This is a genomic window from Methylovirgula sp. (assembly GCF_037200945.1).
In the GTDB taxonomy this organism is placed as follows: Bacteria; Pseudomonadota; Alphaproteobacteria; order Rhizobiales; family Beijerinckiaceae; genus Methylovirgula.
The window spans coordinates 722,423-740,837 of sequence record NZ_JBBCGP010000001.1; the positions used below are offsets into that span (position 1 = coordinate 722,423).

The 18,415-nt window shown below is 59.8% G+C and carries 21 protein-coding genes and 1 pseudogene; 9 read left to right on the forward strand and 13 right to left on the reverse strand.

Annotated elements, in window-relative coordinates; translation table 11 throughout:
* Positions 1-14 precede the first annotated feature (14 nt).
* Both WDN02_RS03355 and WDN02_RS03360 read right to left on the reverse strand, forming a co-directional pair.
* Positions 15-497 carry an MSMEG_0572/Sll0783 family nitrogen starvation response protein gene (locus tag WDN02_RS03355; RefSeq protein ID WP_337292154.1) on the reverse strand — a complete coding sequence of 161 codons (483 nt, stop codon included), beginning with the start codon at positions 495-497 and terminating at the stop codon, positions 15-17.
* Positions 498-820: 323 nt separating this feature from the next.
* Complete coding sequence (locus WDN02_RS03360) at positions 821-1,651, reverse strand: transporter (protein ID WP_337292155.1); 831 nt, start codon at positions 1,649-1,651, stop codon at positions 821-823.
* A gap of 493 nt (positions 1,652-2,144) precedes the next feature.
* Here WDN02_RS03360 and WDN02_RS03365 point away from each other — a divergent pair, with 493 nt between their 5' ends.
* The gene (locus WDN02_RS03365) at positions 2,145-3,527 is read left to right on the forward strand and encodes a PLP-dependent aminotransferase family protein (RefSeq protein WP_337294852.1); all 1,383 of its coding nucleotides are present in this window, start codon (positions 2,145-2,147) and stop codon (positions 3,525-3,527) included.
* Between the two features lie 21 nt (positions 3,528-3,548).
* Here the strand turns inward: WDN02_RS03365 and WDN02_RS03370 are convergent.
* The 5 genes and pseudogenes from WDN02_RS03370 to WDN02_RS03390 all read right to left on the reverse strand — a co-directional run.
* Positions 3,549-3,963 (reverse strand): annotated as a pseudogene (locus WDN02_RS03370) (alpha/beta hydrolase); the annotation flags it as partial.
* A gap of 83 nt (positions 3,964-4,046) precedes the next feature.
* Positions 4,047-4,187 carry a DUF2474 domain-containing protein gene (locus WDN02_RS03375; RefSeq protein WP_337294853.1) on the reverse strand — a complete coding sequence of 47 codons (141 nt, stop codon included), beginning with the start codon at positions 4,185-4,187 and terminating at the stop codon, positions 4,047-4,049.
* A complete protein-coding gene (gene cydB, locus WDN02_RS03380) occupies positions 4,187-5,194 on the reverse strand; it encodes a cytochrome d ubiquinol oxidase subunit II (RefSeq protein WP_337292156.1) in 1,008 nt (335 codons plus the stop codon). The genes WDN02_RS03375 and cydB overlap by 1 nt, the downstream gene beginning before the upstream one ends.
* 3 nt (positions 5,195-5,197) lie before the next feature.
* Entirely contained in the window at positions 5,198-6,619 is a 1,422-nt protein-coding gene (locus WDN02_RS03385) for a cytochrome ubiquinol oxidase subunit I (protein WP_337292157.1), read from the reverse strand.
* Positions 6,620-6,684: 65 nt separating this feature from the next.
* A complete protein-coding gene (locus WDN02_RS03390) occupies positions 6,685-8,076 on the reverse strand; it encodes a PLP-dependent aminotransferase family protein (RefSeq protein ID WP_337292158.1) in 1,392 nt (463 codons plus the stop codon).
* Positions 8,077-8,289: 213 nt separating this feature from the next.
* Between WDN02_RS03390 and WDN02_RS03395 the strand changes: the two genes are divergently transcribed.
* A complete protein-coding gene (locus tag WDN02_RS03395; RefSeq protein WP_337292159.1) occupies positions 8,290-8,682 on the forward strand; it encodes a DUF983 domain-containing protein in 393 nt (130 codons plus the stop codon).
* 20 nt (positions 8,683-8,702) lie between these two features.
* On the opposite strand, the gene WDN02_RS03400 is transcribed toward WDN02_RS03395, so the two are convergent.
* Positions 8,703-9,137 (reverse strand): lipocalin-like domain-containing protein, encoded by a 435-nt coding sequence (locus WDN02_RS03400; RefSeq protein ID WP_337292160.1) that lies wholly within the window; start codon positions 9,135-9,137, stop codon positions 8,703-8,705.
* Between the two features lie 168 nt (positions 9,138-9,305).
* Between WDN02_RS03400 and WDN02_RS03405 the strand changes: the two genes are divergently transcribed.
* A complete protein-coding gene (locus WDN02_RS03405) occupies positions 9,306-10,190 on the forward strand; it encodes a hypothetical protein (protein ID WP_337292161.1) in 885 nt (294 codons plus the stop codon).
* Between the two features lie 20 nt (positions 10,191-10,210).
* Here the strand turns inward: WDN02_RS03405 and carA are convergent, their stop codons facing one another.
* Entirely contained in the window at positions 10,211-11,398 is a 1,188-nt protein-coding gene (gene carA / locus WDN02_RS03410) for a glutamine-hydrolyzing carbamoyl-phosphate synthase small subunit (protein WP_337292162.1), read from the reverse strand.
* A 112-nt stretch (positions 11,399-11,510) separates the two neighbouring features.
* On the opposite strand from carA, the gene WDN02_RS03415 reads away from it, so the two are divergent.
* Together WDN02_RS03415 and WDN02_RS03420 are read left to right on the forward strand one after the other, a co-directional pair.
* Positions 11,511-11,960, forward strand: a complete 450-nt coding sequence (locus WDN02_RS03415) for a GatB/YqeY domain-containing protein (protein ID WP_337294854.1) — start codon at positions 11,511-11,513, stop codon at positions 11,958-11,960.
* 54 nt (positions 11,961-12,014) lie between these two features.
* Complete coding sequence (locus WDN02_RS03420; RefSeq protein WP_337292163.1) at positions 12,015-12,305, forward strand: GIY-YIG nuclease family protein; 291 nt, start codon at positions 12,015-12,017, stop codon at positions 12,303-12,305.
* Between the two features lie 102 nt (positions 12,306-12,407).
* Here WDN02_RS03420 and WDN02_RS03425 read toward each other — a convergent pair whose 3' ends face one another.
* Complete coding sequence (locus WDN02_RS03425) at positions 12,408-13,289, reverse strand: metallophosphoesterase (RefSeq protein ID WP_337292164.1); 882 nt, start codon at positions 13,287-13,289, stop codon at positions 12,408-12,410.
* A 19-nt stretch (positions 13,290-13,308) separates the two neighbouring features.
* Positions 13,309-14,280, reverse strand: coding sequence for an iron exporter MbfA (gene mbfA, locus WDN02_RS03430; protein ID WP_337292165.1), 972 nt, complete (start codon positions 14,278-14,280; stop codon positions 13,309-13,311).
* Between the two features lie 80 nt (positions 14,281-14,360).
* Here mbfA and WDN02_RS03435 point away from each other — a divergent pair, with 80 nt between their 5' ends.
* Both WDN02_RS03435 and WDN02_RS03440 read left to right on the forward strand, forming a co-directional pair.
* Positions 14,361-14,834, forward strand: coding sequence for an NUDIX domain-containing protein (locus WDN02_RS03435; protein ID WP_337292166.1), 474 nt, complete (start codon positions 14,361-14,363; stop codon positions 14,832-14,834).
* Between the two features lie 159 nt (positions 14,835-14,993).
* Entirely contained in the window at positions 14,994-15,500 is a 507-nt protein-coding gene (locus WDN02_RS03440; RefSeq protein WP_337292167.1) for an N-acetyltransferase, read from the forward strand.
* A 4-nt stretch (positions 15,501-15,504) separates the two neighbouring features.
* Here WDN02_RS03440 and WDN02_RS03445 read toward each other — a convergent pair whose 3' ends face one another.
* The gene (locus WDN02_RS03445) at positions 15,505-15,900 is read right to left on the reverse strand and encodes a hypothetical protein (RefSeq protein ID WP_337292168.1); all 396 of its coding nucleotides are present in this window, start codon (positions 15,898-15,900) and stop codon (positions 15,505-15,507) included.
* A 96-nt stretch (positions 15,901-15,996) separates the two neighbouring features.
* On the opposite strand from WDN02_RS03445, the gene WDN02_RS03450 reads away from it, so the two are divergent.
* Positions 15,997-16,809, forward strand: a complete 813-nt coding sequence (locus tag WDN02_RS03450; protein ID WP_337292169.1) for an alpha/beta hydrolase — start codon at positions 15,997-15,999, stop codon at positions 16,807-16,809.
* Here WDN02_RS03450 and WDN02_RS03455 read toward each other — a convergent pair.
* On the reverse strand, positions 16,806-17,630 hold the full coding sequence (locus tag WDN02_RS03455; protein ID WP_337292170.1) for a transglutaminase family protein: 825 nt from the start codon (positions 17,628-17,630) through the stop codon (positions 16,806-16,808). The genes WDN02_RS03450 and WDN02_RS03455 overlap by 4 nt on opposite strands.
* A gap of 245 nt (positions 17,631-17,875) precedes the next feature.
* Here WDN02_RS03455 and WDN02_RS03460 point away from each other — a divergent pair, with 245 nt between their 5' ends.
* Positions 17,876-18,370 (forward strand): ferritin-like domain-containing protein, encoded by a 495-nt coding sequence (locus tag WDN02_RS03460; protein ID WP_337292171.1) that lies wholly within the window; start codon positions 17,876-17,878, stop codon positions 18,368-18,370.
* Positions 18,371-18,415 lie beyond the last annotated feature (45 nt).

Consider the following 18,415-nt stretch of genomic DNA (forward strand, 5'->3'; position numbering starts at 1 on the left):
GGGCTAAAGCGGGATCACAGCGTCCAGGTGTCGATCTGGAAGGCGCCATCGCGGCGGTGAAGGAGAATGAGGTCCAACACGTCGAGCGGGTTGATGGGCCGAATGCCCTCGATCAGCGACGGCTCGCCATGGCCGTAAAGCGCCTGGAGCGCGAAGCGACACGCATAAACCTTGCCGCCTTCGCCCATGAACTTCGTGATCTGGTTGGTGAAGTTCTGGGCGCCCGGAAAGGCTTCATCGCCGATCTTCGGGAAGCCGCGCTGAATCCCGAGCGTCACGCCGGGGCCATAAAGAAGAACTGAGGTCTCGAACCCTTTGCGCTGCAGCCGTATGGCTTGCAGGAGATTGACGAGGCCGATCGACCCTTCGAAGGCGACGGTATGAAAAGTGACGAGGGCCTTCTCACCCGGCTTGGCCTTTACGTCCTCAAAGACCTTTTCCTCGTAATCGACAAAGTAGTCGCCCTTCTTATGGGGCTCGGCGGTGACGGCTGGCATGAATGGCTCCTGCTTGGGTTTGCGTTGCGCCATATCCATTGCAACGCGCATGCCAATTGATCGTATCAAGCCATGTTATTGATTGTACTTAATATACAATCAATCATGCATTCAATTGATTTTTGCGCAGCATAAAATTGCGCCATGTATTGCCTAAGAGACGTGTTTTTGTGCGAAAATCAGCAGGTGCGCTCCCTTTCAGCCGACTGACTGAGAATCCATTCAATTGTGAGGTGGATTGATGCACGTGACCGTGCTGCAGCGCGAACAGAAAAATGGCCGGCCCCGAGCGGCCGGCCACAGATGCGCCTGGAGAGCGGCGCTTAATATTTTGCGACGACAGGCGCCGGCTGCTGGGGACCGCCCCCGAGCGGAATAATCACGCGCACGAAGCCGCGTGTGTCTCTATGAAAATAACCCTGCGACTCGACATCGGTCGCGCCAATCCCCTGGACCGTCACCGGGCCGAAGTCGTAGCCGAGAAGGCCGCCGACCGCGAACTGGCTCTCACGCTGGCCATATCCAAAAGGCAGCCGGCCAACATCGGTACTGCCGAAGGCCACGGGCCCGATTTCGAAATTGCCGAACTTCTTCGTCGCCGTGAGGTCGAGCATCAGATAGTCGGGATTGTACGTCTGATCGAAAATGCCGTTCTCGAGAATAGCCGTCAGATTCCAGCCGTTCGCCGTGTAGCTCACGGCCAGCCGTTGCTCGAACGATGTTTCGTGGAACGACGGCGCATCGGGCACGCCCGGCCGGATGCCGAAGTAATAGGTCGCGCCCCAGCCGCCGCCGAAATCATGCGCAAGCGCTGCGATGGCGGCCGGATTGTAGGCGTAAAGCTTCGTCGCGATCGGCGCGTCGCTCACATAGGGCGACGGAAAAGCGGCGAGGAGTTCGAGCCGCGTGTCGTAGAACGACCAGGGCGTCGACCACACGAACACCGGGATGTTCATAGCGAGATGGCCGCTCGGCAATTGCCGCGCGTCGGGCGTGTAGCCCAACGTATCCACGAAGTAGAAGCCTTGCGGCAGCGGCGCGCCAGTCGGAATGCCGACGGTCTCGCCCGGCTCCAGCAACGTTCCCCCCTCGGACACGCCCGAACCGATCCATAAAAGGGCCGCCGCCAGGCCTAAAAGCTTGATAATCCTCATGCTCGCCCCTCTGATGGATAATTGATCGCATTGTATGTGAGCCTGACAGGCAGCGCTATCTATCTGCGCACGCTCATAATTTCTAAGTTCACGCCTGTAACAATCGACTCAAAGGGGCCGTAAAGCAAGATACGCCTCAATGAGTGTATGTATTTTGAATGCACAAATTGAATCCACATGCTCGCTTGATATGCTGTCAATGTGCGTTCAATTTGAGCTTCTGGTGAGTGGAGCCGGGGCAATTCGCGCAGGGAATAGGGCGATTGCCTCTTTAAGAGGATGGCTGAACAAAAATTGCCCGCAGATTTGACTGCGATCAAAGCTGGACAATGTTGCAGAGAGGCAACTAACGATGCTCGGGCAAAGCTTGCCTCGTCCGATGGATTTGGGTGGGGAAAAAGCTTGAACGGAGGCGAAAACTGTGGTCACAGGGGCCAATGCAACAATACGGTCAATTCCGGGCTCTGAGCCGCCGAGGCGAAGAAAAGGGACTATTTTGGACTGGCTTCCGGATCTGACGCGCAGCGATAAGCCGCGCTATATCGCTATCGCCGACCTCATCGCCGAAGATATTCGCCTCGGTCGCCTCTCGGTCGGCGATCGCCTTCCGCCGCAACGCAAGCTTGCAAGCCAGCTCGGAGTCGATTTCACCACGATCGCGCGCGGCTACGTAGAGGCGCAAAAGCGGGGGCTGGTCGAGTCACGCGTCGGACAGGGAACGTTCGTTCGCACCAAGGCGCCGGTCGAGCGCGAGACGCTCCCGGTCCGCATGCGACCCGTCGACCTGTCGATGAACCTTCCGCCAGAACCAGACGATCCAACTCTCGTCCGCCGCATGCAGGACGCTTTCGCCGACATCGGGCGCGATCTCATCCCGCTCCTGCGCTATCAGGGATTCGGCGGATCGCCCGCGGATAAGGACGCGGCTTCGATCTGGCTCGGCCGGCGCGCCCTCGTGCCTTCGCAGGAACGTCTCTTCGTAACGCCTGGCGCACATCCCGCGCTTCTTGGGATTCTCAGCATCCTGGCCAAGCCCGACGACATCATTTTATCCGAGGAAATTACCTATCCGGGCGCACGCTCAATCGCGGCGCAGCTGCGACTGAAGTTGGTCGGGCTCCCTATGGACGCCGAGGGAATCGACCCCGACGCATTCGCCGACGCTTGCATCAAACTGAAGCCCAAGGCGCTCTATCTCAATCCGACGCTACAGAACCCGACCACGCTGACAATCCCCGAAGCACGCCGCACCGCGATCGCCTCTGTCGCGCGACGACATAATGTGCCGATCGTCGAAGACGATGCCTATGGCTTTATTCCCGCCCATTCGCCGCCTCCGTTCGCGGCAATTGCGCCGGACCTGACCTGGCATGTTGCAGGTCTCGCCAAATGTATCGGCGCCGGACTGCGCGCCGCCTATGTGATCGTTCCTGACGCGCGCTCAAGCTGGCCTTTTGCTGCCGCGCTGCGCGCGGCCAATGTTATGGCTTCGCCGCTTTGCGCCGCACTGGCGACACGCTGGATCGAGAACGGCACGGCCGATGCCATCTTGCGATTTATCCGCGCGGAAGCCGCGGCCCGCCAGGAGATCGCGCGCGAAATTCTTCCGAGCGGTCTCTTCAAGGCCGATCCGCTCAGCTTCAACATCTGGCTTTCTCTACCACCCGCCTGGACCCGTTCCGCATTCGTGGGTCACACCCGCTCGACCGGCGTCGGCGTCGTCACGAGCGATGCTTTTACCGTCAATGGCGTGCCGCAAGAGGCTTTACGCGTTTGCCTCGGCGGACCCATTTCGCGGGCATCATTGCGGAGCGCCCTCGAATATATGGCGCACGCATTGGCGGAAACGCCCGAAGGCGCTTCCGCTTTTCTGTAAGAAGCCCCACTCGAGAGGGCCTCACGCTGGTACGCGTTGGGCGCGCACGAACTCGAGCAGATCCTTATTGATCGTCGCGGCATAGGTGGTCAGCATGCCGTACGGGAAGCCCGGATAAAGCTTCAACGTCGGCTTCTTGAGGAGCTTTTCCTGTAGCAGCGCGGCGCCCTTGTACGGCACGATCTGGTCGTCGTCGCCTTGCATGACCAAGGTTGGGACTTCAATGCTCTTCGGGTCTTCGGTCAGATCCGTCTCCGAGAAGGCCTTGATCCCATCGTAATGGGCCTTGGCGCCGCCCATCATCCCCTGCCGCCACCAGTTCTCGACGACACCATCCAGCGTTTCGGCACGCAGCCTCACCACCGCCGGTCGAATAGCCGATGTGAACGGTGTTATGCAAATCGATATGATCGACAACCGCCGCGGCGTCATCCGCGCGGCAGTCGGTACGCGCGTCGATTTTTCCGCATAAGACAGACGTCGATAAGTCGGATGAATTCGACGTATGCGCGCGGCAAGCTAACCTGTCGTCAGTCCGGCCAGTTTCATCAGCGCACGGAAAACGAGGGCAACGATTCCAAGCGCGAGGACGCTCAACGTCCAGATCAAAACAAGCCAGCCGATGCGTTTAAGCCAGGCGCGCGGCGCCGCGCGTGCCATCAATGATAGCCCTCGCCCGGACGAACCTTGCCGCGAAAAACGTAATAGGCGAAGGCGGTATAGGCGAGGATGACCGGAATGATGACGAGCGCGCCGACCAGCACGAAGAGCTGAGTCTGCGGCGGCGCCGCGGCCGCTTCGATTGTCAGGTCGGGCGGAACGATATGCGGCCACAGACTGATGCCAAGTCCGCTGTAGCCAAGGAACAGCAGGCCGAGCGCCGCGATGAACGGCACAAGATGCGCTTTCTGTTGCAAGGAGAGCAGCAGGAGAATGCCGACCGCGATGGTTAGGCCCGGCACCGGCGCGAAGAAAATGAGATCTGGCAAGGTGAACCAGCGTGCCTCGATCGCCGGATGAGAGAGCGGCGTCCAGATGCTGACGATCGCAATGATGGCAAGAAGCCCAAACGTCGTCGCCTGCGCCGCGGAGCGCATACGCGTCTGCAGATCGTCCTCGGTCTTTAAGATGAGCCACGTGCTGCCGAGCAGCGCATAGGCGACGATGAGACCAAAGCCGGTAAAGAGACTGAATGGCGTCAGCCAGTCCAGCGCGCCGCCTTCATAGGACGGCCCATGAACGGCAAAGCCATTGATGAAGGCGCCCAATGAGACACCTTGAAAGAAGGTGGCGATATAGGAGCCCCAGGCGAAGGCCTTGTCCCAAAACGGCCGATGCGCCGCGTCGGCCTTGAAGCGGAACTCGAACGCGACACCGCGCCAGATGAGGCCGGCCAGCACGCATATCAGCGGCAGATAAAGCGCGCTCAACACGATCGAATAAGCGAGCGGGAAAGCCGCATAGAGCCCGGCGGCGCCTAGCACGAGCCAGGTTTCATTGCCGTCCCAAACAGGCGCAACCGTGTTGACCATGAGATCGCGGTCGCCGCGATCGCGCACGAAGGGAAACAGGATGCCGATGCCGAGATCGAAGCCATCCATGATGACATACATGGCGAGGCTGAACGCGATGATGCCAACCCAGGCGAAGGCGAGATCCAGTTGCATGGCTCAGGCCCCCCGCGTTGTATCGGCCGGCAGCGGATCGATATTATCCGGCGCGGCGGAAAGCGGTCGCGATGGCGTTGGCGTATGGCCGACATGGCTGCCGCTGCCATCGGGCCCATGCGCGGCGAGCTTCAGAATGTAAGAAATTCCGGTGCCAAAGACCGCGAAATACATCACGACAAAAAGCGCGAGCGTCGCCGACAGGGCGAGAACAGAATGGTTGGAGACCGCATCCTTCGTGCGCATGACGCCATAGACGACCCAGGGCTGGCGGCCCATCTCCGTGGTGATCCAACCGGACAGAATTGCGATGAGCCCGGCCGGACCCATAACCAGCGCAAGCCATAAGAAAGGCCGCGTGACGAAGAACTCATGACGCCAGCGCAGCCAGCCGCTCCAAAGGCCAAGGCCCAACATCATAAAACCAAGCCCGACCATCAAACGGAACGTCCAGAAGATGACAGTGGAATCCGGCCGGTCCTGCGGTGGAAAATCGTCAAGACCCGGCACTTGCCCACTCCAGGAATGCGTGAGGATCAGACTGCCAAGATGTGGCACATCGACCTCATCCAGCGTCTTGCCATCCTTCATGTCTGGCCAGCCGAAGAGAACGAGGGGCACGGATTCGTGCGGAATATTGATCCAATGGCCTTCGATCGCGGCGATCTTCGCCGGCTGATATTTGAGCGTGTTGAGACCCTGCTGATCGCCGGCCTCGATCTGGATCGGCGCGACGCAAAGGATCAGCCACATCGCCATCGAGAACATCGTACGCACGGCCTTCGTGTCATGTCCGCGCAGCAAATGCCAGGCGCCCGTCGCGCCGACGAAAAGCGCAACCGCGAGATAGGCGGCAATCGTCATATGCACAAAGCGATACGGGAACGACGGATTGAATATGATCGCCCACCAGTCAAGCGGGATCACGCGGCCGCCAGCGACGGTGAATCCTCGCGGCGTCTGCATCCAACTGTTCGAGGCGAGAATCCATCCCGCCGAAATATGCGTGCCGAGTGTCACCATGATCGTCGAGAGGAAATGCAGGCCGCGGCCGACCTTGTTCCAGCCGAACAACATGACGCCGAGAAATCCGGCCTCGAGGAAGAACGCCGTCATCACCTCATAAGTGAGAAGCGCGCCCGTGACGCTGCCGGCGAAAGCCGAAAAATAGCTCCAATTGGTGCCGAACTGGTAGGCCATGACAAGGCCTGAGACGACGCCCATGCCGAAATTGACGGCGAAGATCTGCGACCAGAAATGATAGAGGTCGCGATAGGTCTCGTCCTTCTTCCACAGATACAAAGCTTCGAGGACGACGAGAAAGCTCGCAAGGCCAATCGTGATCGCCGGAAAGATGATGTGGAACGAGACGGTGAACCCGAATTGTATCCGCGCGAGCTCTAATGCCGTCAGACCGAACATCATCTGTCCCTATTTACCGTCACCGCTTCGGGCTACGCATTATCAGCACGATGTGCTGCATCTTCCAGTTAAACGACAACGCGTGTCATAATCGACGGCTGTGAGAGAAGCTCCGCCAGCAAGATCAACGCATCTTCGAGCGCGCCACGATCCGGCGCCACGCCCAATGATATCCTGACCGCTTCCGGCGAACCAGATGCAATCGCGAATGCAGACGCAGGCACGATCGCCACACCGGAACGATCCGCATGTTCGGTAAAATCATTGGCGCGCCAATGTGACGGCATGTTTAACCACAGATGATGGCCATTTGGATCTGCGGCAAAACTCACGTCTTTCAGAATCGCAGCGGCCATCTGCTGTCGTGCCGCATTCTCGAGGCGAATGGCGTTGCAGATTTCGTCGAGCGTTCCATCGCCAATCCACCGCGACGCTAAAGCCGCCATCAACGGCGGCGCCATGAGCGTCGTCGCGCGCAACACACCGGCCAGCCGCTGCGCCTGATTGTTGCCGGGCGCGATAACATAGGCAATCCGCAAGGCAGGGCTGACACATTTGGAGAGCGTCGCGATATGCCAGGTGATGTCCCCTGCCAGACTTGTGAACGCCGGCAATATCTGCGTGCGCAACGGCGCATAAGGATCGTCCTCGATGATGAGGACGTCGTGAGCCCGTGCGATTCTGACAAGCTCGATCCGGCGTTCCTCGGACAGCGTTGCCGTCGTCGGATTGTCGATCGAAGGAATGACATAAAGTGCCTTTGGGCGGCTCATCCGGCAGACGTCAGCAAATGCGGCTGGAATAATGCCGCCCGCGTCCATCGCGACGGAGAGCAGCGTCAAACCCTTCTGCGACGCCACCGCCTTAAGGCCGGGGTAGGTCAATGAACCAGCAGCGACCGCATCGCCGGCTTTGCAGAGACATTCGCAAATGGCAAAGAGCGCACCTTGTGCGCCGGCGGCAACGAGGACGCGATTGGGCGCGACAGAATCCATGCGGCGGGATAGCCACGCAGCACCGGCGATCCGGTCCGAATCCGCGCCGGTGCTTTCCTGATAATGCAGATGCAGCATACCTCGCGGATCGGACAACAAGGCGCCGATGTCGGCGGGAATGCGCTTTTGCAGCCGCGCCGCTGATGGCTGCGGCGGGATGTTCATGCTGAGATCGAGGAGCGCGGGCGCATCCGCCCGTCCGGGCAGCTTCGCCTCCGCCAGCCCTTCGCGAACAAAGGTCCCCCGACCTGTCTGTGCATCGACCAGCCCCCGCCGCCGCGCTTCGTTGAAGGCCCGGGTCACCGTCGTCAGGTCCACCTTGAGAGCCTCCGCGATCGCGCGCTGCGCCGGAAGACGATCGCCCGGCTGCAGGCGACCGGCCCAGACATCAGCTTCCAGAGCCTCGACGATGCCGAGATATTTCATCCGGGCGGTTTCGACGAGCCGGGGTTGCCACAGGGACATTCTTGCCTCGTGTATGGAGGTTAAGCCATACATCTATCAGAACCCATACGATTTACAAAGCAAACTTATTTTCTGTTATATCTCAAATATTTATATAAACTTAGTACGTGAAATGACGCTCGGATACACCGCCATTTTTGGGAATTGTATGGCTTATTTGCTTGCATTGTATGGCTAAAATTGATAAATAGAGACCATACAGGAGGACGGGTGATGAGTGAGAAATCGATCTGGACTGGGATGCGTCGCGGCGCGATGTGCCGTTGCCCGAATTGCGGAAAAGGCCGTCTTTACGAGGGCTTCTTGAAGCCGACCGCACATTGCGAAGTCTGCGGCGAGGACAACAGGATTTATCCTTCGGATGATCTGCCGCCATACCTGACCGTCTTTGTCGTCGGGCATTTCGTCGTCGGCCTTTATTTGTGGCTCGATTTCAGCTTCGCATTGCCCGACTGGGTGCAGCTTTCGATATGGCTCCCGGCGACGGCGCTGCTCAGTTTGGCCCTGCTGCCAGTGATGAAAGGTCTTTCGATCGGGATTTGTTGGGCGAATGATATGGTGCGTGCCCCAATCCCAACGGCCGAGAGCGAAAAGCGTGTTGCCTAGATCAACGAGACGCCGCGGTCTTACCCACGCTTCCACGTCACTTTGAGGACAGGTCGTCCGGGGGCCGGCAGGCTTTGCTGCACGAGTTCGTCGCCGTTGAGTTTGACAAGGCGCGTCTGATCGTGGCCGACGGCGGGGGGCTGGCTCGCACCCGTGACATGAAAAATTACCGTGCCGGCTGCATCGTCAGTTCGATACGTGCCGAAATAGGCGATACTGCGGGCGCCGCCGTCGCTGATCACGATGATGGAATAGTGACCGGTCGCGTCAAGAAACATCGACCCCTGCGGTTTCGCGCCATAAGGCGCGTTGCCGCTGACATCGACGGCTTCGAGTTGCCAGTGGCCGATTATGCTGGCGCCGAGCGACGCTGGCATCGCGGGCACAGCGCCCGCGCCAAACATTGAAATTGCCAAAAGAAAAATTGCCCGCCCGCGCAAAATTAACGTCGTCATACGTCTCTCCGCGACAGCCACAGCACATTATAGGCGTGGCCTCCGAGCCAACACCAGACAATGCTGGGTTTTTCTTCGCATGCCGTCGCGAGCAAATATGATGACGCCTTGCGGCACGATCACGCTTCGTTATCATCCGCGCATTGCGAGCGACGCGAAGGTTCGTTCATGCGTATTTCCTGTGCCATGTTGATCCTTCTGATTTTCGTTGTCGCCGGATCGCCAGCGAGTGCCCAAATCATGCCGGGCGATGCCGCCAACGATGCAGATGCGACGAGCGGCAATCCGAGCATTGCGCCCTTCAAATGGGCCGGCCTGCTGGTCATTCCTGATCCCATGACGCAGCACCCCAACGCCGCGACTCTCTGCACGGCGGAATTCATCGCCTCGAATGTGATCGTGACCGCCGGCCATTGCTTGCGTGATCTACCAGGCAATCCGAATGGCCCCTGGCCCGACGCCACCAAGGGCGTGTTCTGGCTGCAATATCAAAACCAGTCCGGCATGCCGTTCAAAATCCTTTGCAGCGAAACGAACCCGCTCTGGAGCCTGCCGCCCAACTTTGTCAGCCTGAGCGATAACGATCAGGCGTCGGCTCTCGTCGCCGCCTATCAGCACGACTTCGCCATGCTCCTCGTCGATGGTCAAAGTCCCAATGGGACGATGCCTTATGCGCTCGATTGGAAGGGGCATTACACGCACGCCGCGCGCATCGGCTATCCCGGTGATATTCTCGAAGGTACGGTCATCCAAAAAGCGCCGGGCGTCGTGTTCTCTGCCGACGCGTTGCCGTTTGGTCTCTATGCCGCTCCCAATCTTGTCGTCCAATGGGGTCCGATCACCGATGCGACGCAGGGCATGAGTGGCGGCGCCTGGGTGGCGCATCCGAACGCCAATGAGGGCGACGGCAGCAACGTCCTGATCGCCGTGACGTCTTTCGGCCCGGTGAACGGCTCCGGGCATCCGAGATTTCCGGGCGGAACCTTCGCCGCCTATCTGACGGCAGCGGAATTCAACCCGCTGCTGCAATCGGTCGAGAACGGCTGCAAGTAAGTCTTCGTCGAAGAGGCGACCTACGCCCGCGCCTGCTCCATCAGATCAACGAAGCGCTTGAAAAGGTAATGGCTGTCCTGCGGGCCGGGCGAAGCCTCGGGATGATATTGCACCGAGAAGGCTGGCCGGTCCTTCAACGCGATGCCGCAATTCGAACCATCGAACAATGAGATGTGCGTCTCGCGCGCATTCTCCGGCAGTGTGTCGCGATCGACGGCGAAGCCGTGGTTCATCGAAACGATTTCGACCTTGTCGGTGGTGAAATCCTTCACCGGGTGATTGGCGCCGTGATGGCCCTGCTTCATCTTCATCGTCTTGGCGCCGATGGCGAGCGCCAGCATCTGGTGCCCGAGACAGATACAGAAGGTCGGGATCTTCTCGTCGATCAGTTCGCGGATCACCGGCACGGCATATTCGCCCGTCGCCGCCGGATCACCGGGGCCGTTCGACAGGAAGATGCCGTCGGGTTTCAGCGCCTTGATCTCTTCCGCGGTCGCCGTCGCCGGCACGATCGTGACAGCGCAACCGAGATCGGCGAGAAGTCGCAGGATGTTACGCTTGACGCCATAATCGATGGCGACGACGTGATATTTCGGCTCGGTCAATTGGCCATAGCCGATCTCCGGCTGCCAGCGCGTCTCATCCCAATTGGCGCGCTGCGTGCGCGTCACAGACGGCACGAGGTCCATGCCGACGAGGCCCGGCCAATCCGCGGCTTTGGCTTTGAGCGCCGCGATGTCGAACTGGCCGTCCGGCGCATGGGCGATGACGGCATTGGGCATGCCCTTGTCGCGGATGTAAGCGGTCAGCGCGCGCGTATCGATGCCATAAAGACCGATGACGCCGCGGGCCTTCAGCCATTCGTCGAGATGCCGGGTCGCGCGGTGGTTGGACGGATCGGTGATCGGCGCGTGGACGATGATGCCGCACGCCGCCGCAGCTCCGGCAAGATTGCTCGTCTCGATATCTTCTTCATTCGTCCCGACATTGCCGATGTGCGGAAAGGTGAAGGTGACGATCTGCCCGGCGTAGGACGGATCGGTGAGGATTTCCTCATAGCCGGTCATGGCCGTGTTGAAGCAGACTTCGCCCACGGCCTCGCCCTCGGCGCCGAGGCCGAAGCCTTCGAGCACCGTGCCGTCGGCGAGCACGAGTCGCGCCGTTTTCAGCGGAATGGTCCAGCCTTGTTTGTCTTGCTGCCCGGTCATGCCTGCTTTACACCCTCCAGATCATGAAGATTTGGCGCCCTGCGGGGCCTAAGTGGCCCGCCACGCGGCGCGGGTCAATCCAGATATTCCCTAGATAGGATCGAACGTGGCAATACGCGAGGAACTGACGAGCGAATTGAAGACGGCGATGAAAGCCGGCGAGAAACGCCGCGTCGACACCATCCGGCTCATCAATGCCGCACTGAAGGATCGCGATATCGAGGCGCGGGGCCAAGGCAAGACCGTCTCGGACGACGACATCCTGGCGCTGCTGCAGAAGCTCGTGAAAAGCCGCCAGGAATCGGTCGAAATCTATGACAAGGCCGGCCGCGTCGATCTCGCGACGCAGGAGCGGGAAGAAATTGCCGTCATCCAGACGTTCCTGCCGCAACCCTTGAGCGCGGAAGAGGCGGATGCCGCAATCGCGGCCGCCATCGCCGAAACGAGCGCCAGTTCTATCAAGGATATGGGCAAAGTGGTCGGCGTGCTGCGAGCGAATTATGCCGGCCGAATGGATATCGCCAAGGCCAGCGCCGCCGTGAAGGCGAAACTGGGCGGCTGAAGCCTCCCGCCGTCATTGCGAGCGCAGCGAAGCAATCCAGCCCTACTGACAACCATGAGGTATGCCTGCGTTTACATCATGGCCAGCCAACGCAACGGAACACTTTATACGGGCGTGACGTCTGATCTGGCCCGGCGCGTGTTTGAGCATCGATCGGGACTGATTCCGGGATTTACAACGCAATATAGCTGCAAGCTGCTCGTCTGGTACGAGCGACATGAGCGCATGGACGAGGCTATTACCCGAGAAAAACAAATCAAGGCTGGATCACGCGCCAAAAAGCTATCGCTGATTGAGAAGGTTAACCCGCAATGGCGTGACCTTTACGAAGAGCTGGCGCACTGATTGTCGTGACGACACCGGGGCTCGAACGTCATTGCGAGGAGCATAGCGACGAAGCAATCCAGCAATAAGACTGGATTGCTTCGCTTCGCTCGCAATGACGGGCTAAATCACGATCCGCCGCAGATCGCCGACCTCGCGGCCGCCGGGCAGCAGGCCGCGCATTCGCGCCCTGATGTAAGGGCTTTTCTGCGTCCCCTCGATCTGGAAGAAATTGTAGCTGGCCCTGTAGGCACCGGAATCGTGAATGGCCGAGGCGGACGCGACTCCAATGACCGGAACCTGTCTTGACGGTCCGGGCAGATGCGCGATCGACAGCTTGTGGTTGTGGCCATGCAGAACAAGCTCGGCGCCGACCCGGCGGATCATGGCCTCGAATTGGGCCGCATCGGACAGGCCGCGGGCGAATTTCGCGCCGCCTTGATACGGCGGATGATGGATCATGATGACCCGGACCAGCCCATCTTGCGCAGCCTGACTTAAGAGGTCCGCCACCGCCGCCAATTGGGCACGACCCAACCGGCCGGCGGCGATCAGCGGCAAGGTCGGGACGGCGGAGGAAAGGCCAATCAACGCTACCCCCTCACGCACGCGCAAATAGGGAAAGGCTTCGCCCGCATCGCCCCGGCTCCATGGCGCGAAGGTCGCCGCAAGATACGGCAGCGCCGCGCGCACATAGGCATCGTGATTGCCGGGCACGAAGCTCACGTCCTTCGGGCCGCCCAGCGTTTCGAGCCAGGCACGCGCCGGCGGAAATTCGGCCTTAAGACCAATGTTGAGAATGTCGCCCGTCATGGCGATGTGCCCAGGGCGCTGCGCCTTGATGTCGGCGACGAGAACGCCAAGCGCATCCATGTCGTGGACGAGGTGGCGGCCCCGCGTCCAATTGAGATAGCCGGTCAGCCGCTTGCCGAGAAGTTCATGTTTCCGCGGGCGCGGCAAAGGTCCGATATGCGCATCGGACAGATGGGCAAGCCGTAACGTCAAACAAATCTCCGGACGAACTTTAGGCGTTGCCGATAAGAATGCCGGCCACGAGCACGATGACACCGCCGAGCACGATCTGGAATATCGCTTTTAGGAGGGGGGTGTCCATGTAATGGGCTCGCACCCAGGCGATCGCCCAGAGTTCGAAGAAGACGACCACGCCGGCAATTGCCGTAGCGGTGGTGAAGGCGTGGGGCGCCGAATTTGGCACAAGATAAGGCAGCGTATGGCCAAGGCCGCCGAGCGCCGTCATCGCGCCGCAGATGGGGCCGCGCAGCCAGGGCGAGCCACGCCCGCTGATGGCGCCGTCATCAGACAGTGCCTCCGCGAACGCCATGCTGATCCCGGCGCCGATCGAGGCGGCGAGGCCGACGAGGAACGTCGACCAATTATTATGCGTGGCGAACGCCGCGGCGAAGAGCGGCGCCAGTGTCGAGACCGAGCCGTCCATCAGCCCGGCGAGGCCGGGCTGAACGTATTGCAGAACGAAATTGCGTTTTTGCCGCGCGTCTTCTTTCTGACGCTCGGTGGGGTTCAGATATTCTTCCTGAATGTCTGCCGCGATGGCCTCATGGCCCTTTTCGACCTCGGCAAGATCGGCGAGCAATGTCCTGATGGCGGGGTCTTGCGCCTGTCCCGCGGCTTTGACGTAGAAATTGTAGGCTTCGGTTTCGCGGAAATCGACCTCAGTGCGGATTTGCGAGAGCGGCAGATTGCGGACAAGCCAGACGGGCCGGCGCTTCATGAAACCGCTGACGTCGGCGCGCCGGATCGGCAGGAGATTGGGGCCGTATTTCTCGTGATAGGTCTTGAGCAGAGCGTCGCGGTGTGAAGCTTCGACGGCGGCCATATCGGCGAATATTTTCGCCGTACCCGGATAGCGCTCGTGCAAATCCTCAGCGAACGACGCATAGACACGGTGGTCGTCGTCCTCGGCATCGATAGCCAAAGCAAGGATTTCGCGCTCGCTGAGTTGCGAGAATCGTTTCATAGATGGCCTATTTCAGATTAGAATAGTTCTAGACTTAACGCCGCTTGGGCTCGGACGCAACCGGCCTTACAAAGAAGCGGATGCCACATTTTTTCCGTCACATGGGCGAGCAGGTGAAGCGCCACCTGCATGGTTTGCTTCGGCCGCCGCGGCTTGGTGTCCGCTGTCTCGTCATCGCGGAAAATCCCGGCAAGCCGGCGCAAATTCTGCTCGTGCGCCACACCTATATCGCGGGCTGGTACATGCCCGGTGGTGGCGTCGATCCGGGCGAATCGGCGCAGGCCGCCACGATACGCGAACTGCGCGAGGAAACCGGCTTCGAATGCCTGGAACCACCGAGGCTGCACGGCTTCTATTTCAAACGCGGCAGCCGCGATCATGTCGCACTCTATATCGCGGACTCGTACAAGCAGAACGGCGCGCGGGCGCCCGATTTCGAAATCGCGGAAATGGGTTTCTTTCCATTCGATGCCTTGCCTAAGGGCACAAGCCCGGCGACACGGGCGCGGATTGCTGAAATTTTCGAGGCCACACCCGCAACCGACATCTGGTGAGGGATTGGCCACGACGGGCTCGCAATGTTAGAGCGGAACGCGAAAAAGTGGATTCCGGTTTTTCGCTAAAGTCCCGCTCTAAAATTTTCCAGAGTCGATCACGTTCATGATTTTGGATCAATCTGATCCAAAATCATCGTGATCTAACCGCTTCGCGCCATGGCTGATCTTTCGCTCGTTCTCGCGCCACAAACGGCGGCCGACCAGGCCGTGATCGACAAGCTTGACGAACGCGTGTTCGGCCCCGGCCGTTTCGCCCGCTCAGCCTATCGGCTGCGCGAGGGCGTCCCGGCGGATTTGCGGCTCTCCTATGTTGCGCGCGTCGGCACCTACCTCGTCGGCGCCAATCGGATGACCCATATCCGCTGCGGCGAGGCGCCGATCCTGTTACTTGGCCCACTGAGCGTCGAGCCGGCGTTCCGCTCCTCCGGCATCGGCGAAGCGCTCGTGACAAAATCCCTGGACGCGGCGCGCGCGGCCGGCCACAAGCTCGTCATTCTCGTTGGCGACCTCGCCTATTATCAACGGATGGGGTTTCGGCCTGTGCCTGAGGGATTGCTGATTTTTCCTGGTCCGGTCGATCCGGCGCGCCTGCTTTATTGCTCGCTGACCGAGGAGGGTTTGGACGGGTTTGGTGGGCGCGTCAGCAAAGCGCGGCCCACCTGATTATTCAGGAACGCGGGCCAACGATGACCGTGGAAACCGGCGCGCCCGGCACATCTTCGTCTTTCGGATTGAGGCCAGCGCGCTGAAGCGCCAGGAAGATCGACGAATCGGCCGGAACGCTATGATCGTAAATCACCGTCAACCCGCGCTGATCCGGTTCGACAGAATTTTGCTGATCCACCGAAACCCAGGCGCCGGCGGCGCGCAACGCCTGTTCCAGCGAGCGGGCAAAGTCCTTCGCCTCGCCTTGATGCGGCGAAAGGATCGAGGCTTTCGCCTCGCGCAGCACGTAATGTTTGATGATGTCGCGCTGATGCAAATCGAGCTGGCGCTGACCCGGCGCCGCGGAGGCACTTGTTACGAGCAGGAAAGCACCGAGCGGAATGAGACGCCGTGTCATGAGCCGCCTTCCGTGAGGTCGGAATGCCATGATCTAAGGATAATGCGAGCGCGGATGCCAGCCGAAAATATCCTAGCTTCCAAGAGACGAATTCCCATGAACCTGAGATATCGCGTTGTTTGTGCGGCATTGGCTCTTGCAATCCCGTCGCCACTTACCGCGCAGCAGACGACACCGAACGAATTCGTCCTTGCTCTAAATCTGCCCGACGGCACGCGTCAGCGCGTTCTTTACGCCACACCGGATCATCCGCAGGCAACACTCGTCATGTTGCCGGGCGGCGCCGGCGAGATCGAACTTCGCCGCGACGGCGATATCCGTCACGACGATAATTTCGTCGTGCGAACACGAAGTCTGTGGGTCGCACAAAATTATGCTGTGCTGATCCCCGACACGATCGACCATGAGAACTTGCGCGGGCTGCGTAGTTCGCCAGCTTATGCTGCAATCGTTACGGCTTTGGTGCAATTGGCGCAGACAAAAGCTGCTGTTCCGGTCTTTCTGCTTGGTACCAGCCAAGGCTCGATCGCAGCGATGAATGGCGCCGCTCACGCGCATCCCTATACGCTCGCGGGCGTTGTTCTTACCGAGTCCGTTTCGCGCGTCGGCCATAGCGGCGAGACAGTCTTTGACGCCGATCCGCAAGATGTTCGCGTGCCGGCGCTCGTGGTCGCAAACTATGACGACCAGTGCGACGTCGCACCGCCGCAGGATGCGCCACGCATTGCCGCAGCCATGTCGCATTCGCCCGATGTGCGCATCATCCATGTCAGCGGCGGCATTGACAAATCTGCGCGCACCTGCGGGTCGCTGAGCCCACACGGCTATTATGGCATCGAGGCGAGAGTCGTCGACGCTATCAGCGCCTGGATCAAGGATCATATGCCGACAAAATCCCGGTCGCGCTAAGCCGCGACCGGGACCCGGATAATCTCTTCGGTCATCACCGCGAACCTGTTGAGCCAATGCGGCCCATAAGTCGTCAGCATCGGAATATCCATCGCGTCGCGACCGCGCGCGATCAGAATCCGTCCGATGCGCGGAATATTGTGACGCGGATCGAACGTGTACCAGCGGCCGCCTAGATAGGCCTCGAACCAGGCATTGAAATCCATCGGCGCCGGGTCGGGCGGGACACCGATGTCGCCGAGATAGCCGTTGCAATATCGCGCCGGAATATTGAGGCAGCGGCAGAGCGTCATTGCGAGATGGGTAAAGTCGCGACAGACGCCCGTTCCCTCTTCGAGCGCCTGAGCAGCCGTGCGGGTCGGGCGCGCAGCCTGGTAATCGAAATAAAGAGTGTTGTGGACGAAATCGCAGACCGCCTGCACCTTCGCCCATCCGCCCCGAATGCCGCCGAATTGGCGCCAGGCGAGGTCCGACAGAAGATCTGTCTCGCAATATCGGCTGCCTTGCAGGAACGGCAATGCGTCAAGCGGCACATCGTTGACCGGCGTGATGTCAGCATTCACATCGATAATGTCGTGACCGCCGTCGCATGCGTAGACACCATCGAGGTCGAGGCTTATGCGGCCCGGTTGCGCGTTGAAACGGCGTAGCACATTGCCCTGCCCGTCCGTGAAAGTCCCCACGGAAACTGGCTGCGACACGCGAAAATCGCGTTCGCGCAAAATACCGCCGCGCCCGCTGGAATGGACATCCATAGCCGTGACCACCGCGGCGGGTTGCGTCAGTTCTATTTCAATATTGAAGCCGTAACGAATAAGCATGACATGGTCTCACAAAATTTGTTGGGACCTCAACAATTGGCTTCCTAAATCGTTCCGCTGGGTGGTCGCCGTATGAGGTTCGCAAAGGTCACGCTCAAGTTCGATGGCTTCTTGTTCATCTCGACATCGGATTGAGCTTTTTAGCTCCTTCGGCAAACTTCAGCGGAACGAACCCAACCGGCCCGAATTGCAGGAGCACCAAGCCGCGCGAAACGACGCGGCTTCCTGAGATTTGGGAGAGCCAGATGGTCAAACAAGCAAAAGATTTAAGTGTTCTCTTTTATGAGACGCTTCGCGACATCTATTTTGCCGAAAAGCAAATTCTGCGCGCGCTTCCGAAAATGGCCAAAACCAGCCAGTCCGACGAACTGCGCCAAGCGTTCGAGACGCATCGTGATCAAACGGAAGGGCATGTCGAACGCCTCGAAAAGATTTTCGAGATCATCGACAAGCCGGCGCGCGGCAAGACTTGCGATGCGATCAACGGCATCCTCGACGAGGGCAAGGAAATCATGGAAGACTTCGCCGACACCGAGGCGCTCGATCCAGGCCTTCTCGCGGCCGCGCAAGCCGTCGAACATTATGAGATCAGCCGCTACGGCACGTTGAAGACCTGGGCCGCGCAGCTCGGACTTCGCGATGTCGTGCCGCTGCTTGAGGCGACTTTGGCCGAAGAGAAAAAGACCGACGACCTGCTCTCGAAGCTCGCGCAGAACGTCAATCGCAAGGCGGCTGCTTAACTGACCTATCGGCCCGGACGCCAATGTCCGGGCCGAACTCATCCA